This is a genomic window from Nitratireductor arenosus (genome assembly GCF_009742725.1).
Lineage (GTDB): Bacteria > Pseudomonadota > Alphaproteobacteria > Rhizobiales > Rhizobiaceae > Mangrovimarina > Mangrovimarina arenosa.
In genome coordinates this window covers 48,411-70,446 of sequence record NZ_WPHG01000004.1, presented here as the reverse complement: position 1 = coordinate 70,446, position 22,036 = coordinate 48,411, and the positions used below count along the sequence as shown (strand labels likewise).

23 protein-coding genes are annotated in these 22,036 nt (G+C 64.1%); 22 read left to right on the top strand and 1 reads right to left on the bottom strand.

All coding sequences use genetic code 11. The features are described 5' to 3' along the window. Nucleotides 1–125: 125 nt before the first annotated feature. Complete coding sequence (locus tag GN330_RS16845; RefSeq protein ID WP_156713889.1) at nt 126–1,349, bottom strand: winged helix-turn-helix domain-containing protein; 1,224 nt, start codon at nt 1,347–1,349, stop codon at nt 126–128. Between the two features lie 344 nt (nt 1,350–1,693). Here GN330_RS16845 and GN330_RS16840 point away from each other — a divergent pair, with 344 nt between their 5' ends. From GN330_RS16840 to GN330_RS16735, 22 genes are all read left to right on the top strand, one after another. Then, on the top strand, nt 1,694–2,059 hold the full coding sequence (locus tag GN330_RS16840) for an NADH-quinone oxidoreductase subunit A (RefSeq protein WP_156713888.1): 366 nt from the start codon (nt 1,694–1,696) through the stop codon (nt 2,057–2,059). After that, a complete protein-coding gene (locus GN330_RS16835; protein WP_156713887.1) occupies nt 2,050–2,631 on the top strand; it encodes a NuoB/complex I 20 kDa subunit family protein in 582 nt (193 codons plus the stop codon). The genes GN330_RS16840 and GN330_RS16835 overlap by 10 nt, the downstream gene beginning before the upstream one ends. A gap of 15 nt (nt 2,632–2,646) precedes the next feature. Next, complete coding sequence (locus GN330_RS16830; RefSeq protein WP_156713886.1) at nt 2,647–3,246, top strand: NADH-quinone oxidoreductase subunit C; 600 nt, start codon at nt 2,647–2,649, stop codon at nt 3,244–3,246. Nucleotides 3,247–3,261: 15 nt separating this feature from the next. Beyond that, nucleotides 3,262–3,447, top strand: a complete 186-nt coding sequence (locus GN330_RS16825) for a hypothetical protein (RefSeq protein ID WP_156713885.1) — start codon at nt 3,262–3,264, stop codon at nt 3,445–3,447. Nucleotides 3,448–3,454: 7 nt separating this feature from the next. Beyond that, on the top strand, nt 3,455–3,886 hold the full coding sequence (locus tag GN330_RS16820; RefSeq protein ID WP_156713884.1) for a GFA family protein: 432 nt from the start codon (nt 3,455–3,457) through the stop codon (nt 3,884–3,886). Beyond that, nucleotides 3,883–5,073, top strand: coding sequence for an NADH-quinone oxidoreductase subunit D (locus tag GN330_RS16815; protein ID WP_156713883.1), 1,191 nt, complete (start codon nt 3,883–3,885; stop codon nt 5,071–5,073). The genes GN330_RS16820 and GN330_RS16815 overlap by 4 nt, the downstream gene beginning before the upstream one ends. Continuing rightward, entirely contained in the window at nt 5,074–6,270 is a 1,197-nt protein-coding gene (locus GN330_RS16810) for an NADH-quinone oxidoreductase subunit E (protein ID WP_156713882.1), read from the top strand. It begins immediately after the preceding gene. A gap of 10 nt (nt 6,271–6,280) precedes the next feature. Then, a complete protein-coding gene (nuoF, locus tag GN330_RS16805) occupies nt 6,281–7,585 on the top strand; it encodes an NADH-quinone oxidoreductase subunit NuoF (RefSeq protein WP_156713881.1) in 1,305 nt (434 codons plus the stop codon). Nucleotides 7,586–7,665: 80 nt separating this feature from the next. Beyond that, entirely contained in the window at nt 7,666–8,373 is a 708-nt protein-coding gene (locus GN330_RS16800) for an NADH-ubiquinone dehydrogenase (protein WP_246188731.1), read from the top strand. Between the two features lie 67 nt (nt 8,374–8,440). After that, the gene (gene nuoG / locus GN330_RS16795; protein ID WP_156713880.1) at nt 8,441–10,522 is read left to right on the top strand and encodes an NADH-quinone oxidoreductase subunit NuoG; all 2,082 of its coding nucleotides are present in this window, start codon (nt 8,441–8,443) and stop codon (nt 10,520–10,522) included. A 9-nt stretch (nt 10,523–10,531) separates the two neighbouring features. Next, nucleotides 10,532–11,578, top strand: coding sequence for an NADH-quinone oxidoreductase subunit NuoH (gene nuoH / locus GN330_RS16790; protein WP_156714257.1), 1,047 nt, complete (start codon nt 10,532–10,534; stop codon nt 11,576–11,578). A 1-nt stretch (nt 11,579) separates the two neighbouring features. Next, nucleotides 11,580–11,771, top strand: coding sequence for a hypothetical protein (locus GN330_RS16785; protein ID WP_156713879.1), 192 nt, complete (start codon nt 11,580–11,582; stop codon nt 11,769–11,771). 2 nt (nt 11,772–11,773) lie between these two features. Continuing rightward, on the top strand, nt 11,774–12,265 hold the full coding sequence (gene nuoI, locus GN330_RS16780) for an NADH-quinone oxidoreductase subunit NuoI (RefSeq protein ID WP_156713878.1): 492 nt from the start codon (nt 11,774–11,776) through the stop codon (nt 12,263–12,265). Nucleotides 12,266–12,380: 115 nt separating this feature from the next. Beyond that, on the top strand, nt 12,381–13,001 hold the full coding sequence (locus tag GN330_RS16775; protein WP_156713877.1) for an NADH-quinone oxidoreductase subunit J: 621 nt from the start codon (nt 12,381–12,383) through the stop codon (nt 12,999–13,001). A gap of 11 nt (nt 13,002–13,012) precedes the next feature. Further along, a complete protein-coding gene (nuoK, locus tag GN330_RS16770) occupies nt 13,013–13,321 on the top strand; it encodes an NADH-quinone oxidoreductase subunit NuoK (RefSeq protein ID WP_106569609.1) in 309 nt (102 codons plus the stop codon). A gap of 1 nt (nt 13,322) precedes the next feature. Then, entirely contained in the window at nt 13,323–15,323 is a 2,001-nt protein-coding gene (gene nuoL / locus GN330_RS16765; protein WP_156713876.1) for an NADH-quinone oxidoreductase subunit L, read from the top strand. Between the two features lie 3 nt (nt 15,324–15,326). After that, nucleotides 15,327–16,844, top strand: a complete 1,518-nt coding sequence (locus GN330_RS16760; protein WP_156713875.1) for an NADH-quinone oxidoreductase subunit M — start codon at nt 15,327–15,329, stop codon at nt 16,842–16,844. A gap of 15 nt (nt 16,845–16,859) precedes the next feature. Beyond that, complete coding sequence (gene nuoN / locus GN330_RS16755; RefSeq protein ID WP_156713874.1) at nt 16,860–18,296, top strand: NADH-quinone oxidoreductase subunit NuoN; 1,437 nt, start codon at nt 16,860–16,862, stop codon at nt 18,294–18,296. Nucleotides 18,297–18,300: 4 nt separating this feature from the next. Further along, nucleotides 18,301–19,134, top strand: coding sequence for a biotin--[acetyl-CoA-carboxylase] ligase (locus GN330_RS16750; protein ID WP_156713873.1), 834 nt, complete (start codon nt 18,301–18,303; stop codon nt 19,132–19,134). Between the two features lie 17 nt (nt 19,135–19,151). Then, nucleotides 19,152–20,825 carry a ribonuclease J gene (locus GN330_RS16745; RefSeq protein ID WP_156713872.1) on the top strand — a complete coding sequence of 558 codons (1,674 nt, stop codon included), beginning with the start codon at nt 19,152–19,154 and terminating at the stop codon, nt 20,823–20,825. Between the two features lie 68 nt (nt 20,826–20,893). Further along, nucleotides 20,894–21,298 carry a methylmalonyl-CoA epimerase gene (mce, locus tag GN330_RS16740; RefSeq protein WP_156713871.1) on the top strand — a complete coding sequence of 135 codons (405 nt, stop codon included), beginning with the start codon at nt 20,894–20,896 and terminating at the stop codon, nt 21,296–21,298. 30 nt (nt 21,299–21,328) lie between these two features. Further along, nucleotides 21,329–21,598, top strand: coding sequence for a DUF1467 family protein (locus GN330_RS16735; RefSeq protein WP_156713870.1), 270 nt, complete (start codon nt 21,329–21,331; stop codon nt 21,596–21,598). The last annotated feature ends 438 nt before the right edge of the window (nt 21,599–22,036 follow it).

Here is a 22,036-nt window from a genome sequence, read left to right as displayed (position 1 = left end):
AATCGACCAGCCAGGCCGTATCACGGTCGAGGCCGTCGTTTGGCATAAGCGTGGACAAGTAGCGTGGCGATCATGGGTCGCCGCGCCGCGCCGCATTGCGTTGTCATGCGCCTGCCTTGAGCCGCTCATCCTGAGATGGAACCGTTTTGACTGCGGCGAAGCGTGTCCGCGAGCGGCGCGGCCAGATCGCCCGCTGCAAGCGTTTCGACGCGTTCCAGGCCCAGCCAGTGCGCCAGGTTGCGCAATTCGCCGGCCAGCGCTTCGGCGGTGTGAGCCGGTGCGTGCGGCTCCGCGAAGGCGGTGTTGACCCGCAGCGTCGACGCCGCGCGGTCTGCCTTGACGCACAGGCGCGCCACGATCGCCTCGTCGAGCCGGAACGGCAGCACGTAATAGCCGTGAACCCGCTTGTCGGCGGGGGTGTAGATCTCGATGCGGTAGCGAAAGCCGAACAGTCTTTCCGTGCGGCTGCGTTCCCATACCAGCGGGTCGAACGGCGCCAGCAGCGCCTGTCCGGCGACCCGCCGCGGCATGCGCGCGCCAGCGGTCAGAAAGGCCTTCTGCGACCAGCCCTCCACGCGCACCGGGTGCAATTCGCCGGCCTCGACCAGTTCGGCTAGCCGTGGATCGGCGTCCTTCGGCGACAGGCGGAAATAATCGCGCAGGTCGGCGGCCGTGGCGATGCCGAGCCCGCGCGCCGACACGCGCAGCAAATGGCGGATCGCCTCGGCCGGCTCGGGCGTCGGCGCGCCGTGGATCGCGGCCGGAATGACCCGTTCGGGAAGGTCGTAGCAGCGCTCGAACCCGCGGCGCGTCGCGGTCGTGATATGGCCGACCCAAAACAGCCATTCCAGCGCGTGCTTGACCTCGCTCCAGCCCCACCAGCCGCCGCTGCCCTTCTGATCTTCGAAATCGGACGCCGCTATCGGGCCGCGCGCGGCGACCTCTTGGTAAATGCGCTCGACATAGGCGCGGTTTTGCCGCGCGAATTCGGCCAGGCCTTTGTAGATGCCCTGGTTGCGGCGCGCCTTTTCCATCCGCCACTGCATGAATGGCCACATCTCCACCGGCAGCAGCGAGGCTTCGTGCGCCCAATATTCGAACAGCCGGCGCGGGCGCTTCCATGCCGCCTGATCGATCAGCGTCATCGGGTACGGGCCGAGCCGCGAGAAGGCCGGCATGTAATGCGCCCGCACCACGGCGCTGACCGAGTCGATCTGCAACAGGCCGGTGTGGCGCAAGACCCGCCTGACCGCCCGGAAATCGGCAACGCGCGGCGGCCGCGAATCGGCAAAGCCCTGGGCTGCGAGCGCGATGCGCCGGGCGGCGGCAAGCGACAGAGTTTCCTTCATGGTTTGCTGCGTGGTCCTGTGGCCAGTGAGAGTTTGTGCGACGAGACGACGCGTATGCCGCTCCGTCAACCCGAAAGCACCGCGGCCAGACCGGCCTCCTGCCAATTCTGTCATTAATGCCCGCGCGGGCCTTCGATATCTTTCACGGCCCACGCCGTGGATCGCAGCGACAGGCGCACGCCGCGATTTTGCCAAGGTTTGACTTGCGTCGCTGTGATGGCTGCGCTAACCGTCGCCGCGTTGCAACATGAGCTTGAACTCCGTCGCGTCGCCCGACGATTTTCGGCGCCTTGAGCGCGCCGAAGGGCGGCAAAAGGCGCGGAAAGGCTCCGGAAGGCTGGGCAATGAACGAACTCCTCGTTTCATATCTCCCGATCGTGATTTTCATCGGCGTGGCGCTTGTCATCGGCATTGCCCTGCTCGCGGCCCCCTTCATCGTCGCCTACCAGAACCCGGATCCCGAAAAACTCTCCGCCTATGAATGCGGCTTCAACGCGTTCGACGACGCGCGCATGAAGTTCGACGTCCGGTTCTATCTGGTCTCGATCCTGTTCATCATCTTCGATCTCGAAGTCGCCTTCCTGTTTCCCTGGGCGGTGTCGTTCGGTGAGATCGGCTGGCTCGGCTTCTGGTCGATGATGATCTTCCTTGCCGTCCTGACGATCGGCTTTATCTACGAATGGAAAAAGGGAGCTCTGGAATGGGATTGACCACCGGTTCAGACACCCTCGTCGCGCCGCGGCCCAAGGGCATCATCGATCCGAACACCGGCAAGCCGATCGGCGCGGATGACGCGTTTTTCGGCGACATCAACAGCGAATTGGCCGACAAGGGCTTTCTCGTCACCTCTTCGGAATCGCTCGTCACCTGGGCGCGCACCGGCTCGCTGATGTGGATGACGTTCGGTCTGGCCTGCTGCGCGGTCGAGATGATGCATGTCTCCATGCCGCGCTACGACGCCGAACGCTTCGGCGTCGCGCCGCGCGCCAGCCCGCGCCAGTCCGACGTCATGATCGTGGCCGGCACGCTGACCAACAAGATGGCGCCGGCGTTGCGCAAGGTCTATGACCAGATGCCCGAGCCGCGTTACGTCATCTCGATGGGCTCGTGCGCCAATGGCGGCGGTTATTACCATTATTCCTATTCGGTGGTGCGTGGCTGCGACCGTGTGGTGCCGGTCGACATCTATGTGCCCGGATGCCCGCCCACCGCGGAGGCGCTGCTTTACGGCATCCTGCTTCTGCAGAAGAAGATCCGCCGCACCGGCACGATCGAGCGCTGAAATCGGGATCGGCAAATGAGCGAAGCGCTGAAAGACCTGGCCGCCTACGTGTCCGAACGCCTCGACGGGCGTATCGAGGATGCCGTCGTGGCCTTTGGCGAACTCACCTTGACGGTGGCGCCCGGCGACGTGCTGGAAGTGCTCGCCTTCCTCAAGCGCGACGTCCAGTGCCAGTTCGTCTGCTTCATCGACATTTGCGGCGTCGACTACCCGTCGCGCGAAAAACGCTTCGACGTGGTCTATCATCTCATGTCGCCGCGCCAGAACGTGCGCGTGCGCGTGCGCGTCGTCACCGACGAGGACACGCCCGTTCCCTCCGCAACCCCGGTCTATCCGGGTGCGGACTGGTTCGAGCGCGAGGCCTATGATCTTTACGGTATCCTGTTTTCGGGTCATCCGGACCTGCGCCGTTTGCTTACCGATTACGGTTTTGAGGGCCATCCTCTGCGCAAGGATTTCCCACTGACCGGGTTTGTCGAGGTGCGCTACGACGACGAGGCCAAGCGGGTCGTCTACGAGCCGGTCGAATTGAAGCAGGAGTTCCGCAATTTCGATTTCCTCTCGCCCTGGGAAGGCACCGACTACGTGCTGCCCGGCGACGAGAAGGCGAAATGACGGGGGCGGACCGCCATGGCGCGACTTCTCGTTCTCGTTCTTCTCGCGGCGATCGCGGTCGGCGCGTTATGGTATTTATGGACGCGGATCGCGGGCCGACCGTTCGTCAACGACACGGCCGGCAAAATCCTGGTGGCGCTGACCGTCGCCGGGCTGGCGCTGTGGCTGTTTGGCGGCGGCGCGCTATTCGGACAGGGATGACCGACCGATGACGACGCTCAACGGACAATGTCTTTGCGGCGCGGTGCGCTTCACCGCGACCCCGGTCGGAGAGACCATGGGCGTGTGTCATTGCGGCATGTGCCGGCGCTGGACGGGCGGAACCTTCATGTCGACCGATTGCGGCGACAGCGTGCGGTTCGAGGCCGAGGACGCGCTCGGGCGCTATCGCGGTTCGGGCTGGGGTGAGCGGCTTTTCTGCCGGTCCTGCGGCGCGACCCTTTTGTGGCAGACCCAGGACGGCGCCAACCAGCACGTGTCGATCCACGCTTTCGACGATCCGGAGGCGTTCCGCTTCGACAGCCAGATCTTCATCGATCGCAAGCCTGCCAATTACAGTTTCGCCAACGAGACGCGCCGCATGACCGAGGCCGAGGTTTTCGCGCTGTTCGGGCCGAAATCCAGCGAGGGCGCGCAATGACCGAACATTCCGTCCGCAATTTCAACATCAATTTCGGCCCGCAGCATCCGGCCGCGCACGGCGTTTTGCGCCTCGTGCTGGAACTCGACGGCGAGGTGGTCGCGCGTGTCGATCCGCATATCGGACTTTTGCATCGCGGCACCGAGAAGCTGATCGAGCACAAGACCTATCTGCAGGCCGTGCCTTATTTCGACCGGCTCGACTATGTCGCGCCGATGAACCAGGAGCATGCCTTCGCGCTCGCCGTCGAGCGGCTGCTGGAGATCGAGGTGCCCAGGCGCGGGCAGGTGATCCGGGTGCTGTTTTCCGAGATCGGCCGCATCCTGTCGCATCTGTTGAACGTCACCACCCAGGCGATGGACGTCGGCGCGCTCACCCCGCCGCTGTGGGGCTTCGAGGAACGCGAGAAGCTGATGGTGTTTTACGAGCGCGCCTGCGGGGCGCGCATGCATGCCGCCTATTTCCGCCCCGGCGGCGTGCACCAGGACATTCCCGACCAGCTTGTCGAGGATATCGGCAAGTGGATCGACCCGTTCCTGAAGACGGTCAAGGATCTCGACGATCTGCTGACCGGAAATCGTATCTTCAAGCAGCGCAACGTCGATATCGGCGTGGTCAAGCTCGACGATGCCTGGGAATGGGGTTTTTCGGGGGTGATGGTGCGTGGTTCTGGCGCACGCTGGGATCTGCGCAAATCGCAGCCTTATGAATGTTATTCGGAGATGGAGTTCTCGATCCCGATCGGCAAGAACGGCGATTGCTACGACCGTTACCTGATCCGCATGGAGGAGATGCGCCAGTCGGCGAAGATCATGCGCCAGTGTGTCGACCTGCTGCTCGGCAAGGAAAAGTCCGGGCCGGTCTCCAACACCGACGGCAAGGTCGTGCCGCCCAAGCGCGCCGCCATGAAGCGGTCGATGGAAGCCCTGATCCATCATTTCAAGCTCTACACCGAGGGTTACCGGGTGCCCGAGGGCGAGGTCTATGCCGCCGTCGAGGCGCCGAAAGGCGAATTCGGCGTCTATCTCGTGTCCGACGGCTCCAACAAACCCTATCGCTGCAAGCTGCGCGCGCCGGGCTTTGCCCATTTGCAGGCGATGGATTTTCTGTGCCGCGGCCATATGCTGGCCGACGTCTCCGCCGTTCTCGGCTCCCTCGACATCGTTTTCGGAGAGGTCGACAGATAAATGAGCGTCCGCCGTCTCGCAGAGCCAGCCATTCAGCCAGCCGCCTTCGCCTTCAACCGGGCAAACGCGGCGGAGGCGAAGAAATGGGTCAAGAAATATCCCAAGGGGCGTGAACAGTCCGCCGTCATCCCGCTTTTGATGATCGCGCAGGAGCAGGAAGGCTGGGTCACGCGCGCCGCGATCGAGACGATCGCCGACATGCTCGACATGCCCTATATCCGCGCGCTCGAGGTCGCCACCTTCTACACCCAGTTCCAGTTGAAGCCGGTCGGCACCAGGGCCCACATTCAGGTCTGCGGCACGACGCCGTGCATGCTGCGTGGCTCCGAGGCGCTGATGCAGGTGTGCCGCGACAAGATCCACCCCGAGCAATTCCACACCAATGCCGACGGCACCTTGTCGTGGGAAGAGGTCGAATGTCTCGGCGCCTGCGTCAACGCGCCGATGATCATGATCTTCAAGGACACCTATGAGGATCTGACGCCGGAGCGGCTCGGCGAGATCATCGACGCCTTCGAGGCCGGTAACGGCAAGGACGTCAAGCCCGGTCCACAGAACGAGCGTTTCTTTTCCGCTCCCGAAACCGGTTTCACCAGCCTGACCGACGAAAAGGCGGTGCTGAAGGCGACGCGCGCCAAGCCGTCCGGGGCGGCGAAGGCCAAGGGCGATCCCGTGCCGCCGTCCAAGGCGGCCAAGCCGAAGACCGCGGCGGTCGAGACCAGCCCGGCGCTCAAGACTCCGTCCAGGGTCAAGGCGAGCGCCAATGGCGAAAAGGCGGCCAGCGTATCGGCGCCGAAAGTCGATCGGCGCGCGGCCAACAAGGCCGAACCTGCCGTTGAGGCCGCCGACAAGCAACGCAAGGCCCGCAAGGCCCCGGCCAAGCCGGCGAGCGCCAAGCCGCAAAAACCGTCTCTGCTCGACAAGGACCGCCCGATCGGCATGGAGCGTCCCGCGGCACCCGACGATCTGCGCCTGATTTCGGGCGTCGGCCCGAAGATCGAAAAGACCCTGCACGAGCTCGGCATCTTCACCTATGGCCAGGTCGCGCGCTGGACCAAGGCCGAACGCGCCTGGGTCGACGGTTTCCTGAAATTCCACGGCCGCATCGAGCGCGAGGACTGGATCAAGCAGGCCAAGGCGCTCGCCAAGGGCGGCGAAGCCGAATATGTCCGCGTCTTCGGCAAGAAGCCGAGGTGAGGAGACAGCCATGCTGCAAGACAAGGACCGCATCTTCACCAATATTTACGGCCGCTTCGACACGTCGTTGAAGGGCGCGATGGCGCGCGGTCATTGGGACGACACCAAGGGGCTGATCGCCAAGGGCCGCGGCTGGATCATCGACGAGATGAAGGCGTCCGGCCTGCGCGGCCGCGGCGGCGCCGGTTTCCCGACCGGGCTGAAATGGTCCTTCATGCCCAAACAGTCGGACGACCGGCCGCATTATCTGGTCGTCAATGCCGACGAATCCGAGCCCGGCACCTGCAAGGACCGCGACATCATGCGCCACGACCCGCACACGCTGGTCGAGGGCTGCCTGATCGCCGGTTTCGCCATGGGCGCGCATGCCGCCTACATCTATGTGCGCGGCGAGTTCATCCGCGAGCGCGAGGCGCTGCAGCGCGCCATCGACGAGGCCTACGACGCCGGCCTGCTCGGCAAGAACAACAAGAACGGCTGGGATTTCGACGTTTACGTCCATCACGGCGCCGGCGCCTATATTTGCGGCGAGGAAACGGCGCTCTTGGAGAGCCTCGAGGGCAAGAAGGGCCAGCCGCGGCTGAAACCGCCATTCCCGGCCAATGTCGGCCTTTATGGCTGCCCGACCACCGTCAACAACGTCGAATCGATCGCGGTCGCGCCGACCATCCTGCGCCGCGGCGCGGCCTGGTTCTCCTCCTTCGGCCGTCAGAACAACGCCGGCACGAAACTGTTTTGCGTGTCCGGCCATGTCGACACGCCCTGCACGGTCGAGGAGGAAATGTCGATTTCCTTCCGCGAACTGATCGAAACTCATTGCGGCGGCATTCGCGGCGGCTGGGACAATCTGCTCGCCGTCATTCCCGGCGGCTCGTCGGTGCCGCTGGTACCGGCCCACGAGATCGTCGACGCGCCGATGGATTTCGACGGGCTGCGCGACCTGAAATCCGGTCTCGGCACCGCCGCCGTCATCGTCATGGACAAGTCGACCGACATCGTGAAGGCGATCGCGCGGCTGTCTTATTTCTACAAGCACGAAAGCTGCGGCCAGTGCACGCCGTGCCGCGAGGGCACCGGCTGGATGTGGCGCGTGATGGAGCGGCTGGTGCGCGGCGAGGCGCAGAAGCGCGAGATCGACATGCTGCTCGACGTCACCAAGCAGGTCGAGGGCCACACGATCTGCGCGCTGGGCGACGCGGCTGCCTGGCCGATCCAGGGCCTGGTGCGCCATTTCCGCCCGGAAATCGAGCGTCGCATCGACGAGTTTTCGCGCAACGCCGACAGCGCCCGTCCGGCGCTGGTGGCGGCCGAATGAAGGCTTGAAAAGACGTCACGGACAAGCGCTGGAAAGGGACGGGAAACGACCGGGGGAACCGAAGCAAAAGGAGACAGACCATGTCACCCTATTTCATACCCCACGTGTTGCTGCCTGATGTGAAGGAAATGGAAGCCGGATTGGAAAAGATGACGCAGGATTTTTCCGAGCTGATGCCGAAGGAATTTCGCGGCGCCGTCAATCTGGCCGCGCATCCGCTGGCCGCCGGCGCGGCAATGACGGCGATCGGCATCGGCGTCGCCGGACACGCTTTCGGCCTGTGGATGGGAACCGTCGCCGGCTCGATGGAAGCGGCCAGGCGGCTGTCCGAACGCGGCCGTGCCGATCATGATGCGGCCGCCGACGAACCGGCTTACAAGGCGCCGGCCTCGCCGCGCGCGCGCATGCGCGCCGCCGTCGAAACTCTGGCTGCCGATGTCGAGCACGTGGCTCGCGACATTGCCGAAACCAGCGGCAAGGTGGCGCGTGCGGTCGCCGACGACGCGGCGCGGGTGACCGCCGCCGCCGAAGGACGCAAGCCGCGCGATGAGGGCGCGGCGGCACCCGCACCTGAAACGGCCGCCGACGATCTCAAGGCGATTTCGGGCATCGGCCCGAAGCTCGAGCAGGTTTTGAACCGGCGCGGCATCCGCAGTTATGCGCAGATCGCCGCGCTCACGGATGAGGAGATGGCGCGCCTCGACGAGGAACTCGGTTTCAAGGGCCGTATCGGGCGCGACGACTGGCGCGGCCAGGCGAAGAGATTGTCTGCCGGCAACGGCAACTAGGCGAAAGGCCGGGACTGCGCGCCCGGCGGTTGAAAGGCGAAACGGCGCTCGGCGTCGGGGGCACGAGATGACGAAACTCAAGGTCGACGGCAAGGAAATCGAGGTGCCCGATCACTACACGCTGCTTCAGGCGGCGGAGGACGCGGGCGCGGAAGTGCCGCGTTTCTGCTTCCACGAGCGGCTGTCGATCGCCGGCAATTGCCGCATGTGCCTGGTCGAGGTGAAGGGCGGCCCGCCCAAGCCGGCCGCCTCCTGCGCCATGGGCGTGCGCGATCTGCGCCCGGGCCCGAACGGCGAACTGCCGGAAGTGTTCACCAACACGCCGATGGTCAAGAAGGCGCGCGAGGGGGTGATGGAGTTCCTGCTCATCAACCACCCGCTCGACTGCCCGATCTGCGACCAGGGCGGCGAATGCGACCTGCAGGACCAGGCCATGGCCTTCGGCGTCGATTCCTCGCGCTACAAGGAAAACAAGCGCGCCGTCGAGGACAAATATATCGGCCCGCTGGTCAAGACGATCATGACGCGCTGCATTCACTGCACGCGTTGCGTCCGCTTCACCACCGAGGTTGCCGGCATTTCCGAACTCGGCCTGATCGGCCGCGGCGAGGACGCCGAGATCACCACCTATCTCGAACAGGCGATGACCTCCGAGCTGCAGGGCAATGTCATCGATTTGTGCCCGGTCGGCGCGCTGACCTCCAAGCCCTACGCCTTCCAGGCCCGGCCGTGGGAACTGTCGAAGACCGAATCGATCGATGTCATGGACGCGGTCGGTTCGGCGATCCGGATCGACACGCGCGGCCGCGAGGTGATGCGCATCCTGCCACGTGTCAACGAGCAGGTGAACGAGGAGTGGATTTCTGACAAGACCCGCTTCGTGTGGGACGGTATCCGCACCCAGCGCCTCGACCGACCCTATATCCGCCGAAACGGCCGGCTCGCGCCTGCCTCGTGGAGCGAGGCCTTCGCCGCGATCGGCCAAAAGGTCGCCGCTGCCCCGGCCGAGCGCATCGGCGCGATCGCCGGCGACCTGTCGACGGTCGAGGAGATGTTCGCGCTCAAGCAGTTGATGGCCGCGCTCGGCTCGAACAGTATCGATTGCCGCCAGGACGGCGCCGCGCTCGATCCGAAGAAGGGCCGCGCCGGCTATCTGTTCAATCCCACCATCGAGGGTATCGAACAGGCCGACGCGCTTTTGATCGTCGGCGCCAATCCGCGCTTCGAGGCTTCTGTCCTCAACACCCGCATCCGCAAGCGCTGGCGCATGGGCGGCTTTCCCGTCGGCGTCATCGGCGAGGTCGGCGACCTGCGCTACGACTACGAGGCGCTCGGTTCCGGCGGCGAGGCGCTCAAGGAGCTCGCCGGCGGCAAGGGCAAGTTCTTCCAGACCCTGAAAAAAGCCAAGCGGCCGATGGTGATCGTGGGGCAGGGCGCGCTTTGCCGCTCCGACGGCGCGGCCCTGCTCGGGCTCGCCGCCAAGGTTGCCGACCAGTGCGGCGCGCTCGGCGCGGACTGGAACGGTTTTGGTGTGCTCCACACGGCCGCCGCGCGCGTCGGCGGGCTCGATCTCGGCTTCGTGCCGCAGGCCGGCGGCAAGACCGCGGCCGAGATGATGGGCGCGCTCGACGTTTTGTTCCTGCTCGGCGCCGACGAACTCGACACGAACAAGATCGGCGACGCCTTCACCGTTTATATCGGCAGCCATGGCGATGCCGGCGCCCACCGCGCCGACGTCATCCTGCCGGGCGCGACCTATGCCGAAAAGTCCGGCACCTATGTCAATACCGAAGGCCGGGTCCAGATGACCAATCGCGCCGGCTTCGCGCCGGGCGAGGCCAAGGAGGACTGGGCGATCCTGCGCGCGCTGTCCGACGTGCTCGGCAAGAAACTGCCGTTCGATTCGCTGCAGCAACTGCGCGCCGCGCTCTACCGGGCCCATCCGCATTTCGCCGAGATCGACCGGATCGCGGCCGGCGACCCGGCCGATGTCGCCAGGCTGGCCGGCACTGGCGGGCGCCTCAACAAAAGCGCGCTCACCTCGTCGGTGGCCGATTTTTACCTCACCAACCCGATCGCCCGCGCCTCTGCCGTGCTGGCGGAATGTTCCGCCATGGCCAGGGGCGGCTTCAAGCAGGCGGCTGAGTAAGGCATGACGATGGACCTCTTCTTCACCACCTACGTGCTGCCGGGGCTGATCATCGTCGGCCAGTCCCTGCTGGTCATCGTCGCGCTCTTGGTCTTCATCGCGTTCATCCTCTACGCCGACCGCAAGATCTGGGCGGCGGTGATGTTGCGGCGCGGTCCCAATGTCGTCGGCCCCTGGGGGCTGCTGCAATCCTTCGCCGATCTACTGAAATTCGTCGTCAAGGAGCCGGTGATCCCGTCTGGCGCCAATAAGGGCGTGTTCCTGCTGGCGCCGCTGGTCACCACCGTGCTGGCGCTGGCCACCTTCGCGGTGGTGCCGTTTAACGAGAACTGGGTGATCGCCAACATCAATGTCGGCATTCTCTACATTTTCGCCATCTCCTCGCTCGAGGTCTACGGCGTGATCATGGCTGGCTGGGCCTCGAACTCCAAATATCCCTTCCTCGGCGCGCTGCGTTCGGCCGCCCAGATGGTGTCCTACGAGGTTTCGATCGGTTTCGTCATCGTCACCGTGCTGCTGGCCGTCGGCTCGCTCAACCTGACCGACATCGTCCTGTCGCAGCGCGACGGTCTGGGCACCATGGCCGGCCTGCCCAACAGTTTTCTGGACTGGCACTGGCTCGGCCTGTTCCCGATGTTCGTGATCTTCTTCATCTCCGCCCTGGCGGAAACCAACCGGCCGCCCTTCGATCTGGTCGAGGCCGAATCGGAACTGGTTGCCGGCCACATGATCGAATATTCCTCCACGCCGTACCTGCTGTTCATGCTCAGCGAATATGTCGCGATCATGCTGATGTGCGCACTGATGACGATCCTGTTTCTCGGCGGCTGGCTGCCGCCGTTCGATTTCGCGCCCTTCACCTGGGTGCCCGGCATCGTCTGGTTCATGCTCAAGATCTGCTTCGTCTTCTTCTTCTTCGCCATCGTGAAGACGATCGTGCCGCGCTATCGCTACGACCAGCTGATGCGGCTCGGCTGGAAGGTGTTTTTGCCGATCTCGCTGTTCATGGTGGTCGCCACCGCCGCCTTCCTGAAATTCACCGGACTGGTGGCTTAGGATGGGCGCGGGCCTCATCGGCGCCCTTGTCGGGCTTGGCGTCGCGGCGGCCGACCTCGCATTGCTGAGGCTTTTGGCTGCGCGCGTCGAGCTGCCGGAGACGAAGCGCGTCCTTAATATCACCGGCCTGAGCCAGCTCGTGCTCTTGCCGATCGTGGGCTTTTTCGTCGCCCCGTTGATTGCTGGAGAATAGTCATGTCAGCGCTCGCCCAAGCCGCAAAATCGCTGCTCCTGCAGGAATTCGTCAGCGCGTTCTTCCTGGCCATGCGGCAGTTCTTCGCGCCGAAATACACGGTCAACTATCCGCACGAAAAAGGACCGGTGTCGCCACGTTTTCGCGGCGAGCACGCGCTGCGGCGCTATCCCAACGGCGAAGAGCGCTGCATCGCCTGCAAGTTGTGCGAGGCGATTTGCCCGGCCCAGGCGATCACCATCGAAGCGGGGCCGCGGCGCAATGACGGCACGCGGCGCACGGTTCGTTACGACATCGACATGGTGAAGTGCATCTATTGCGGCTTTTGCCAGGAAGCCTGCCCGGTCGACGCGATCGTGGAGGGGCCGAATTTCGAATTCGCGACCGAGACGCGCGAGGAGCTTTATTACGACAAGGACAAGCTGCTCGCCATTGGCGACCGCTGGGAACGCGAGATCGCGCGCAACATCGCGTTGGACGCACCATACAGATAGCCATTCGACATGGACGGGCGCGGACGGCTGGTCTAAGGACAACGCGGTTTTCGCCTGGGGCGCAAGGCCGGAATGATGCGGGGCGATTCCCCGCGGCGGAGAATTGGGGGAACCCATGCTGACAGGACTCGAGGCGATCTTTTTCTATCTGTTCGCCTTCATCGCGGTGGCGGCGGCCTTCATGGTCATCGCCGCGCGCAATCCCGTGCATTCGGTGCTCTACCTGATCCTGACCTTCTTCAACGCCGCCGGGTTGTTTTTGCTCACCGGCGCCGAATTCCTCGCCATGATCCTGCTGGTTGTCTATGTCGGCGCGGTGGCGGTGCTGTTTTTGTTCGTCGTCATGATGCTCGACGTTGATTTCGCCGAGATGAAGCGCGGTGCGCTGCAATATGCGCCGATCGGCGCGCTGGTCGGCCTGATCCTGGCCGCCGAGATCGTCGTGGTAGTCGGCGGCTACGCTTTCGTTCCCGAACTCGCCACCGCGGTCGCCCAGCCGACGCCGGCGCCGGACGTGCGCCACAACACGGCCGCGCTCGGCGACATCCTCTACACCGACTACATCTATTTCTTCCAGATCGCTGGCCTCGTGCTGCTGGTGGCGATGATCGGCGCGATCGTGCTGACTTTGCGCCACAAGGAGGGCGTCAAGCGGCAATCGGTCCCGGTTCAGGTGGCGCGTACGCCCGAGACCGCGATCGAGGTCGTCGACGTCGAAACGGGCAAGGGCATCTGACGGGGGCAATCATGACGATCGGTATCGCGCATTTCCTCACCGTCTCGGCCGTGCTGTTCACGCTCGGCGTGTTCGGCATTTTCCTGAACCGCAAGAACGTCATCATCATCCTGATGTCGGTCGAGCTGATCCTGTTGGCCGTCAACATCAATTTCGTTGCGTTCTCGGCCGTTCTCGGCGACCTCGTCGGTCAGGTGTTTGCCCTGTTCGTGCTGACGGTGGCCGCCGCCGAGGCGGCGATCGGGCTCGCCATTCTTGTCGTTTTCTTCCGCAATCGCGGCTCCATCGACGTCGAAGACGTCAACATGATGAAGGGCTGACATGTATCACGCCATCGTCTTCCTTCCGCTTTTCGGCTTCCTGATCGCGGGCCTGCTGGGCCGCTCGATCGGCGCCAAGGCGAGCGAATACATCACCTCCGGCTTCCTGGTAATTGCGGCCGTCCTGTCCTGGGTCGCCTTTTTCACCGTCGGTTTCGGCGATGGTGAGGCGTTCACCGTGCCGGTCATGCGCTTCATCCAGTCGGGCGGGCTCGACGTGGCGTGGTCGTTCCGCATCGACACGCTGACCGTGGTCATGCTGGTCGTCGTCAACACGGTCTCGGCGCTGGTCCACATCTACTCGATCGGCTACATGCACCACGACCCGCACCGGCCGCGCTTCTTCGCCTATCTGTCGCTGTTCACCTTCGCCATGCTGATGCTGGTGACGTCGGACAATCTGGTGCAGATGTTCTTCGGCTGGGAGGGCGTCGGTCTCGCCTCCTATCTTCTGATCGGCTTCTGGTACAAGAAGCCGACCGCCAACGCCGCCGCCATCAAGGCCTTCGTCGTCAACCGCGTCGGCGATTTCGGCTTCATCCTCGGCATTTTCGGCGTCTTCGTGCTGTTCGGCTCGGTCGATCTAGGCACCATCTTTGCCAACACCCAGTCCTTCCTGCCGGCCGCGGACGCGGCGGGCGAGGCGGGCGCGCAGGCCGGATCGGTGCTGAATTTCCTCGGCTACGAACTCGACCGGCATGCGGCTTTGACGGTTGTCTGCCTGTTGCTATTCCTGGGCGCGATGGGCAAGTCGGCCCAGGTGCCGCTGCACACCTGGCTGCCGGACGCCATGGAAGGCCCCACGCCGGTCTCCGCGCTCATCCATGCCGCGACCATGGTCACCGCCGGCGTGTTCATGGTGGCGCGCCTGTCGCCGATCTTCGAATTGTCGCACACCGCGCTCTTGGTGGTCACCTTCGTCGGCGCCTTCACCGCCTTCTTCGCCGCCACCGTCGGCCTGGTGCAGAACGACATCAAGCGTGTGATCGCCTATTCGACCTGTTCGCAGCTCGGCTACATGTTCGTCGCGCTGGGGCTCGGCTTTTATTCCGCCGCGATCTTCCATCTGTTCACGCACGCCTTCTTCAAGGCGCTGCTGTTCCTCGGCTCCGGCTCGGTCATCCATGCCGTCTCCGACGAGCAGGACATGCGCAAGATGGGCGGGCTCAGGAAGCTGATCCCGACCACATACTGGATGATGATCATCGGCACCTTGGCGCTGACCGGCGTCGGTATTCCCGCTACCATCATCGGTACGGCCGGCTTCTTTTCCAAGGACGCCATCATCGAGGGCGCCTTCGTCGGCCACAATGCGGTGGCGACCTTCGCCTTCATCCTGCTGGTCGTGGCCGCCGTCTTCACCAGCTTCTATTCCTGGCGCCTGATCTTCATGACCTTCCACGGCAAGCCGCGCGCTTCCGCCGACGTCATGCACCACGTGCACGAATCGCCGCCGGTCATGCTGGTGCCCCTGTTCATCCTGGCGGCGGGCGCCCTGTTCGCCGGCGTGATCTTCCATGGCTATTTTGTCGGCGAGGCATATGACGGTTTCTGGAAGGGCGCCCTGTTCACCCTGCCGGACAACCACATCCTGCACGATTTCCACGAGGTGCCGCTGTGGGTGAAGCTGTCGCCCTTCGTGGCGATGCTGCTCGGATTGTTGGTCGCCTATCAATTCTACATCCGCTCGCCGGAGACGCCGAAACAGCTCGCCGCGCAGCACCGCGGGCTGCACGCCTTCCTGCTCAACAAATGGTATTTCGACGAGCTCTACGATGTCGTGTTCGTCAGGCCGGCCATGCGGCTTGGCCGCTTCCTGTGGAAGACCGGCGACGGCAAGGTGATCGACGGGCTCGGGCCGGACGGTGTGTCCGCCCGCGTGATCGACGTCACCAACAAGGTGGTCAAGCTGCAGACCGGTTATCTCTACCACTACGCCTTCGCGATGCTGATCGGCGTCGCCGCCCTCGTCACCTGGATGATGCTCGGGAGCTCGTTCTAAATCATGACCGAATGGCCCATCCTCACCACGGTCACCTTCCTGCCGCTGGTCGGCGCCTTCCTCATCCTGATGATCCGGGACGAGGGGGCCGCCGCGCGCCGTAACATCCGCAATGTCGCCCTGTTCACGACCAGCTTCACCTTCCTGCTGTCGCTGTTCATCTGGGCCGGGTTCGACAATACCAATCCCGGTTTTCAGATGGTCGAGAAGACCGAATGGCTGGGCGGCGGCATCGCCTATCACATGGGCGTCGACGGCATTTCGATGCTGTTCGTCATCTTGACGACCTTTTTGATGCCGCTGTGCATCCTGGCCTCGTGGGAATCGGTCGACAAGCGCGTGAAGGAGTACATGATCTCCTTCCTGATCCTGGAAACGCTGATGATCGGCGTGTTCTGCGCGCTGGACATCGTTTTGTTCTACGTCTTCTTCGAGGCGGGCCTTATCCCGATGTTCATCATCATCGGCGTGTGGGGCGGCAAGCGGCGCGTCTATGCCAGCTTCAAGTTCTTCCTCTACACGCTGCTCGGCTCGGTGCTGATGCTCTTGGCCATCATGGCCATGTACTGGCAGGCCGGCACGACCGATATCCCCACGCTGCTCGCGCATGATTTCCCCGCCGGCATGCAGACTTGGTTGTGGCTCGCCTTCTTCGCCTCCTTCGCGGTCAAGATGCCGATGTGGCCGGTCCACACCTGGCTGCCCGACGCGCATGTGGAGGCGCCGACGGCGGGCTCGGTCATCCTCGCCGGCATCCTGTTGAAGATGGGCGGTTACGGTTTCCTGCGCTTTTCGCTGCCGATGTTCCCGCTCGCCTCGGCCGATTTCGCGCCCTTCGTGTTCACGCTGTCGGTGGTGGCGATCATCTACACCTCGCTGGTCGCGCTGATGCAGGAGGACATCAAGAAGCTGATCGCCTATTCCTCGGTCGCCCATATGGGCTACGTGACGATGGGCATCTTCGCCCTCAACCAGGAAGGCATCCAGGGCGGCATTTTCCAGATGCTGTCGCACGGCCTGGTCTCGGGCGCGCTGTTCTTGTGCGTCGGCGTCATCTACGACCGCATGCACACCCGCCAGATCGAGGCCTATGGCGGGCTGGTCAACAAGATGCCGAAATACGCGGTGGTGTTCTTGATCTTCACCATGGCCAATGTCGGCCTGCCGGGCACGTCCGGTTTTGTCGGCGAGTTCCTGACGCTGCTTGGTGTGTTCAAGGTCAATACCTGGGTCGCCCTGTTCGCCGCCACCGGCGTCATCCTGTCGGCGGCCTACGCGCTGTGGCTTTACCGCCGCGTGGTCTTCGGCAAGCTGACCAAGGAAAGCTTGAAGGGCATGCTCGACCTGTCGATGCGCGAGAAGATGGTGATCTATCCGCTGGTGATCTTCGTCATCTTCTTCGGTGTCTATCCGGCGCCGGTCTTCGACGCCACCGCGGCCTCGGTCGAGGCCCTCGTCAACAACGTCGCCGCCTCGATCGAGGCGGGACAGTCCACCGCAGCGGCCGGACTGGCGCAGTAGGGGTTTGCAAACACGATGTCGGCTGAACTTTCCCAAAGCCTGATCCTCGCGACACCCGAACTGTTTCTGGCGGTGGCGGCGATGGCGCTGTTGATGATCGGCGTTTTCGGCGACGAGCGCTCCAACACGCTGGTCACCGGCCTGGCGGTGGCCGTGCTTGCCGGCGCGACCGCCTGGATGGTGTTTTTCGGCGCGGACGGAGCCGCCTTCAACGGAGCCTTTGTCAGCGATTCGTTCGCACGTTTCATGAAATTCCTCACCTTCATCGGCGCGATCCTGACGCTGATCATGTCGGTCGGCTTCGCCAAGGCGGAAAAGTTCGACAAGTTCGAATTCCCGGTCCTGATCCTGCTGGCAACCCTTGGCATGGCGCTGATGGTGTCGGCCAACGACATGATCGCGCTTTATCTCGGCCTCGAACTGCAGTCGCTGGCGCTTTACGTGATCGCCGCCATCAACCGCGACAATGTCCGCTCCACCGAGGCCGGGCTGAAATATTTCGTCCTCGGCGCGCTGTCCTCGGGCATGCTGCTTTACGGCATGTCGCTGGTCTACGGGTATACCGGCCACACCGGTTTCGACGAGATCGCGGCGGTGCTGTCGGGCAGCGAGAGGCAGCTCGGGCTCGTCTTCGGCCTGGTCTTCGTGCTCGCCGGCCTGGCCTTCAAGATCTCCGCCGTCCCGTTCCACATGTGGACGCCCGATGTTTATGAAGGCGCGCCGACCCCGGTGACGGCGTTTTTTGCCGCCGCGCCCAAAATGGCGGCGATGGCGCTGCTCGTGCGCGTCACCATGGGCGCGTTCGAGCCGATCGCGCCGGACTGGCAGCAGATCATCGTTTTCATCGCCATCGCCTCGATGCTGCTTGGCGCCTTCGCCGCCATCGGCCAGCGCAATATCAAGCGGCTGATGGCCTATTCCTCGATCGGTCATATGGGCTTCGCCCTGGTCGGGCTTGCCGCCAACACCGAGGCCGGCGTGCGCGGCGTGGTCATCTATATGCTGATCTATCTGGTGATGACGCTCGGCACCTTCGCCTTCATCCTCGCCATGCGCCGCAAGGAAGGCAATGTCGAGCAGATCGACGAGCTCGGCGGCCTGGCCTCGACCAATCCGGTGATGGCCACCATCCTGACGATCCTGATGTTCTCGCTCGCCGGTATCCCGCCGCTCGCCGGGTTCTGGGGGAAATGGTATGTGTTTTTGGCCGCGATCGATGCCCAGCTTTATGCGCTCGCCGTGATCGGCGTGCTCGCCTCGGTGGTCGGCGCCTATTATTATCTGCGCATCATCAAGATCATGTGGTTCGACGAGCCGGTCGGCGCTTTCGTGCCGATGGCCGGCGAATTGCGGCTTGTTCTCGGGCTCTCCGGTGCTTTCGTCCTGTTTTACGTACTGATCGGCGGACCGGTCGGCACGATGGCCGAAGCGGCGGCGAAAACCTTCTTCTGACCGGATGGGTTTTGTTCTGGCTCCGCCGGCGTCGGCGGCGGGATTTCGCCTCGAAGCGTTCGACACGATCGGCTCGACCAATGCCACCGCGCTCGAGCGCGCGCGGGCCGGCGATCCCGGCCGGCTGTGGGTGGTGTCGTCGAAACAGGAGACCGGACGCGGCCGCCGCGGACGGGTCTGGGCGACGCCTGAGGGCAATCTCGCCGCGACGCTGCTTCTGGTTAATTGCTGCCCGATGCCGGTGGCCGCCACGCTCGGCTTCGTGGCCGGCCTGGCGCTCGGCGACGCGCTCGAGGCATGCGTGCCGGATGCCGGGCGGATCGCGATCGGAGCCGATGGCGGCGGCGATGCGCGCGCCAAGTCGCGTTTCGAGCTGAAATGGCCCAATGACGTGCTTGCCGGGGGCGCCAAGCTTGCCGGCATCCTGCTGGAATCGACCATGCTGGAGGGCGGTGGCTTCGCGGTGGCGATCGGCATAGGCGTCAATGTCGTTGCCCATCCCGCCGAGATGCCATACCCGGCAACCTCGCTGACGGTGCTGGGCGCGCGCGGTGACGCCCAGACCCTGTTTCTGGCGCTGTCGGATGCCTGGCTCGCGGCTGAACGGATATGGGACGGGGGCAGGGGGCTCGACGCCGTGCGCCGGACCTGGCTCAAGCGCGCCGCCGGGCTCGGCAGCGAGGTGGCGGTTCGCGTCGATGGCGAAATCGTGCGCGGCGTCTTTGAGACCATCGATGCCGAGTGCCGCTTTGTGGTGCGCGACCGGCACGGTAAACACTGGAAGATCGCGGCCGGCGACGTCCATTTTGGAGTGATCGCCTCGGCCGCTGCGGATTAAGCGGAAGGAAGACACGCATGGCGAAAAACGACAAGAACGAGCTCGTCTTCCTGCCTCTCGGCGGTGTTGGCGAGATCGGCATGAATTTCGGCCTCTACGGCTACGGGCCGCCGCATGCACGCGAGTGGATCGTGGTCGATTGCGGCGTCACCTTTCCAGGCCCGGACCTTCCCGGCGCCGATCTGGTTCTGCCCGATATCGGCTTTCTGGAGGGTCAGAAGGACCGGCTGCGCGGCATCGTCATCACCCATGCGCACGAAGACCATTACGGCGCGCTGCTCGATCTGTGGCCGCGGCTCGGCGCAAAGGTGTGGATGACGCCGTTCGCGGCCGGCCTGCTGGAAGCCAAGCGCGAATACGAGCCGGGCCGGCAGCCGAAAATTCCGGTCGAGATCTACCGTGCCGGCGAACGTTTTAGCGTCGGCCCGTTCGACATCGAGGCGGTGGCCGTCACCCATTCGATCCCCGAACCGGTCTCGCTCGCCATCACCTCGCCGCTCGGCACGGTGGTCCATACCGGCGACTGGAAGATCGATCCCGCGCCGACCATCGGCGAAAAGACCGACGAGGCGCGTTTCAGGGCGCTCGGCGATGCCGGCGTTCTGGCGCTGATCTGCGATTCGACCAATGCCATGCGCGAAGGCGAATCTCCGTCCGAGGAGGCTGTCGGCGACAGTCTGCGCGACCTGATCGTCAAGGCCGAGGGGCGTGTCGCCGTCACCAGCTTCTCCTCCAATGTCGGGCGTATCCGCTCGGTCGCCGAGGCCGCCCACGAGGCCGGCCGCCGCGTCATCGTGATGGGCTCCTCGATGAAGCGCGTCATCAACGTCGCCACCGAACTGGGCTATCTCGACGGCCTGCCCGAATTCGCCGACGAAGAGGAATACGCCCAGATCGCGCGCGACAGGCTGGTCATTCTGTGCACCGGCAGCCAGGGCGAGCCGCGCGCCGTGCTGGCCAAGCTCGCACGCGAGGAAATGCGCAATGTCACGCTCGCGCCCGGCGATACCGTGATCTATTCCTCGCGCACGATCCCCGGCAACGAAAAGGCCATTTTGGACATCAAGAACCGGCTGATCGACCAGGGCATCCGCATCATCGAGGACGACGACGCGCTCGTGCATGTGTCGGGCCACCCCCGGCGCAGCGAGCTCAAGCGCATGTATGAGTGGGTGCGCCCGCAGAACCTGGTGCCCGTGCACGGCGAGGCCGCGCATCTGGTGGCCCAGGGTTCGCTCGCGGCCATGGCCGGGGTTCCCTCCGTGTCGCAGATCCGCAATGGCGACATGCTGCGGCTGGCGCCGGGACCGGCCGAGATCGTCGATGAGGTCAAGGCCGGCCGCATCTACAAGGACGGTTATCTGCTGGGCAGCGAGGAGGCGGTCGGCATCCGCGCGCGGCGTAAGCTGTCCTATGTCGGCCATGTCGCCATCAATGTGGTGCTCGACGAGCGTTACGAACTTGCCGGCGATCCCGACATCGTCTCCTACGGCGTGCCGAGCGAGGATCGCAATGGCGAGCTCCTGGAGGATTTGATGCTCGACGCGGCGGCCGGGGCGGTGGAGTCGATCCCGCGCGTGCGGCGCAAAAACCTCGACCAGCTTCAGGAATCGGTCCGCCGCGCGGTGCGCAACGCAGCCCGTGACGGCTGGGGCAAAAAGCCCGTCGTGACGGTGTTCGTCACGCGCTAAGCAATGACTCGCGAAATGCGGTCGCCGCCCTCGTGGGGCGGCCGTGCGGCACGGAAAGGAAAAAGCGGATGCTCGGAAGGCTCAATCACGTCGCCATCGCGGTTCCCGACCTTGCCGCGGCAAGCGCGGTCTATCGCGATACGCTCGGCGCGAAACTGTCAAAGCCGCAGGCATTGCCGGACCATGGCGTCACGGTCGTCTTCGTCGATCTCGGCAACACCAAGGTGGAATTGCTCGAGCCGCTCGACGCGGCGTCGCCGATCTCCGGCTTTCTCGCCAAGAATCCCGCCGGCGGCATGCATCATCTGTGTTACGAGGTCGACGACATCCTGGCCGCGCGCGACCGGCTGAAAGCAAAGGGCGCACGCGTCTTGGGCGACGGCGAGCCGAAGATCGGCGCCCACGGCAAACCGGTGCTGTTCCTGCACCCGAAGGATTTCGCCGGAACGCTGGTCGAGCTGGAGCAGGCCTGAGCCGCAGGGCGCTGAAAGGGAATTTTGACGATGAGCTGGATCTCCGGATTCGCGGTCTATTTCATCATCTGGTGGGTGACGCTGTTTGTCGTCCTGCCGTTCGGCCTGCATACCCAGGACGAGGACGGTGACGTCACTTTGGGCACCACCGCGAGCGCCCCCAAGGGCCCCCATATGCGCCGCGCCGCCTTGCGCGCCACGCTGATTTCCCTGCTCGTTTTCGGGCTGCTTTATCTGCTCACCCGGCAATTGGGTTTCACGTTCGACGATATTCCGTCCGTCGTTCCCGAATTTCAGTAGGTCAAGTTTCGCGCGCCGCAGTAATGTCGGCAGTCAAACCTTTGTTTTTCCAAAAAAAATGCAAGGCCGAAGCCTTGCAATTTTATCACGCGTCCGATCTGTTTCCGGTGTTCGGCGGCAGCGGAAAATCGCGCCTAGATCGCATCCTCCCAAGACTTTGACCGCGCAGGAAAGCGGTTGAATTTCCGCTCCTCTTTATGCGGCCGCACACTAACCCAACGATGTTTGCGATGTCACGATATTTTTTGCACTGAAACGATCAATCCTTTGCTGCATCGCACAATGGAAAGGCGCTTATCAACCGGCGTTACATGCGGCGATCTTGAGCCTGTCGCGTCGGGTTCCCAACCTGCCTTGAAATGGCTATGAAACGCGTGCAGACGAGCCAGCGTCATGCGGCCGATTCCGGCGCCTGTGTCCATTCCATCCAGTGGAAGA

What these genes read in the sequence shown, in the direction of transcription:
- GN330_RS16800 (WP_246188731.1), top strand. Translation starts at nt 7,666, where the DNA reads ATGTCACCCTATTTCATACCCCACGTGTTGCTGCCTGATGTGAAGGAA.
- nuoI (WP_156713878.1), top strand. Translation starts at nt 11,774, where the DNA reads ATGTCAGCGCTCGCCCAAGCCGCAAAATCGCTGCTCCTGCAGGAATTC.
- GN330_RS16820 (WP_156713884.1), top strand. Translation starts at nt 3,455, where the DNA reads ATGACGACGCTCAACGGACAATGTCTTTGCGGCGCGGTGCGCTTCACC.
- GN330_RS16835 (WP_156713887.1), top strand. Translation starts at nt 2,050, where the DNA reads ATGGGATTGACCACCGGTTCAGACACCCTCGTCGCGCCGCGGCCCAAG.
- nuoF (WP_156713881.1), top strand. Translation starts at nt 6,281, where the DNA reads ATGCTGCAAGACAAGGACCGCATCTTCACCAATATTTACGGCCGCTTC.
- nuoH (WP_156714257.1), top strand. Translation starts at nt 10,532, where the DNA reads ATGGACCTCTTCTTCACCACCTACGTGCTGCCGGGGCTGATCATCGTC.
- GN330_RS16845 (WP_156713889.1), bottom strand. Translation starts at nt 1,349, where the DNA reads ATGAAGGAAACTCTGTCGCTTGCCGCCGCCCGGCGCATCGCGCTCGCA.
- GN330_RS16775 (WP_156713877.1), top strand. Translation starts at nt 12,381, where the DNA reads ATGCTGACAGGACTCGAGGCGATCTTTTTCTATCTGTTCGCCTTCATC.
- GN330_RS16745 (WP_156713872.1), top strand. Translation starts at nt 19,152, where the DNA reads ATGGCGAAAAACGACAAGAACGAGCTCGTCTTCCTGCCTCTCGGCGGT.
- GN330_RS16825 (WP_156713885.1), top strand. Translation starts at nt 3,262, where the DNA reads ATGGCGCGACTTCTCGTTCTCGTTCTTCTCGCGGCGATCGCGGTCGGC.
- GN330_RS16750 (WP_156713873.1), top strand. Translation starts at nt 18,301, where the DNA reads ATGGGTTTTGTTCTGGCTCCGCCGGCGTCGGCGGCGGGATTTCGCCTC.
- GN330_RS16830 (WP_156713886.1), top strand. Translation starts at nt 2,647, where the DNA reads ATGAGCGAAGCGCTGAAAGACCTGGCCGCCTACGTGTCCGAACGCCTC.
- mce (WP_156713871.1), top strand. Translation starts at nt 20,894, where the DNA reads ATGCTCGGAAGGCTCAATCACGTCGCCATCGCGGTTCCCGACCTTGCC.
- GN330_RS16760 (WP_156713875.1), top strand. Translation starts at nt 15,327, where the DNA reads ATGACCGAATGGCCCATCCTCACCACGGTCACCTTCCTGCCGCTGGTC.
- nuoN (WP_156713874.1), top strand. Translation starts at nt 16,860, where the DNA reads ATGTCGGCTGAACTTTCCCAAAGCCTGATCCTCGCGACACCCGAACTG.
- GN330_RS16810 (WP_156713882.1), top strand. Translation starts at nt 5,074, where the DNA reads ATGAGCGTCCGCCGTCTCGCAGAGCCAGCCATTCAGCCAGCCGCCTTC.
- GN330_RS16840 (WP_156713888.1), top strand. Translation starts at nt 1,694, where the DNA reads ATGAACGAACTCCTCGTTTCATATCTCCCGATCGTGATTTTCATCGGC.
- GN330_RS16815 (WP_156713883.1), top strand. Translation starts at nt 3,883, where the DNA reads ATGACCGAACATTCCGTCCGCAATTTCAACATCAATTTCGGCCCGCAG.
- nuoG (WP_156713880.1), top strand. Translation starts at nt 8,441, where the DNA reads ATGACGAAACTCAAGGTCGACGGCAAGGAAATCGAGGTGCCCGATCAC.
- GN330_RS16735 (WP_156713870.1), top strand. Translation starts at nt 21,329, where the DNA reads ATGAGCTGGATCTCCGGATTCGCGGTCTATTTCATCATCTGGTGGGTG.
- GN330_RS16785 (WP_156713879.1), top strand. Translation starts at nt 11,580, where the DNA reads ATGGGCGCGGGCCTCATCGGCGCCCTTGTCGGGCTTGGCGTCGCGGCG.
- nuoK (WP_106569609.1), top strand. Translation starts at nt 13,013, where the DNA reads ATGACGATCGGTATCGCGCATTTCCTCACCGTCTCGGCCGTGCTGTTC.
- nuoL (WP_156713876.1), top strand. Translation starts at nt 13,323, where the DNA reads ATGTATCACGCCATCGTCTTCCTTCCGCTTTTCGGCTTCCTGATCGCG.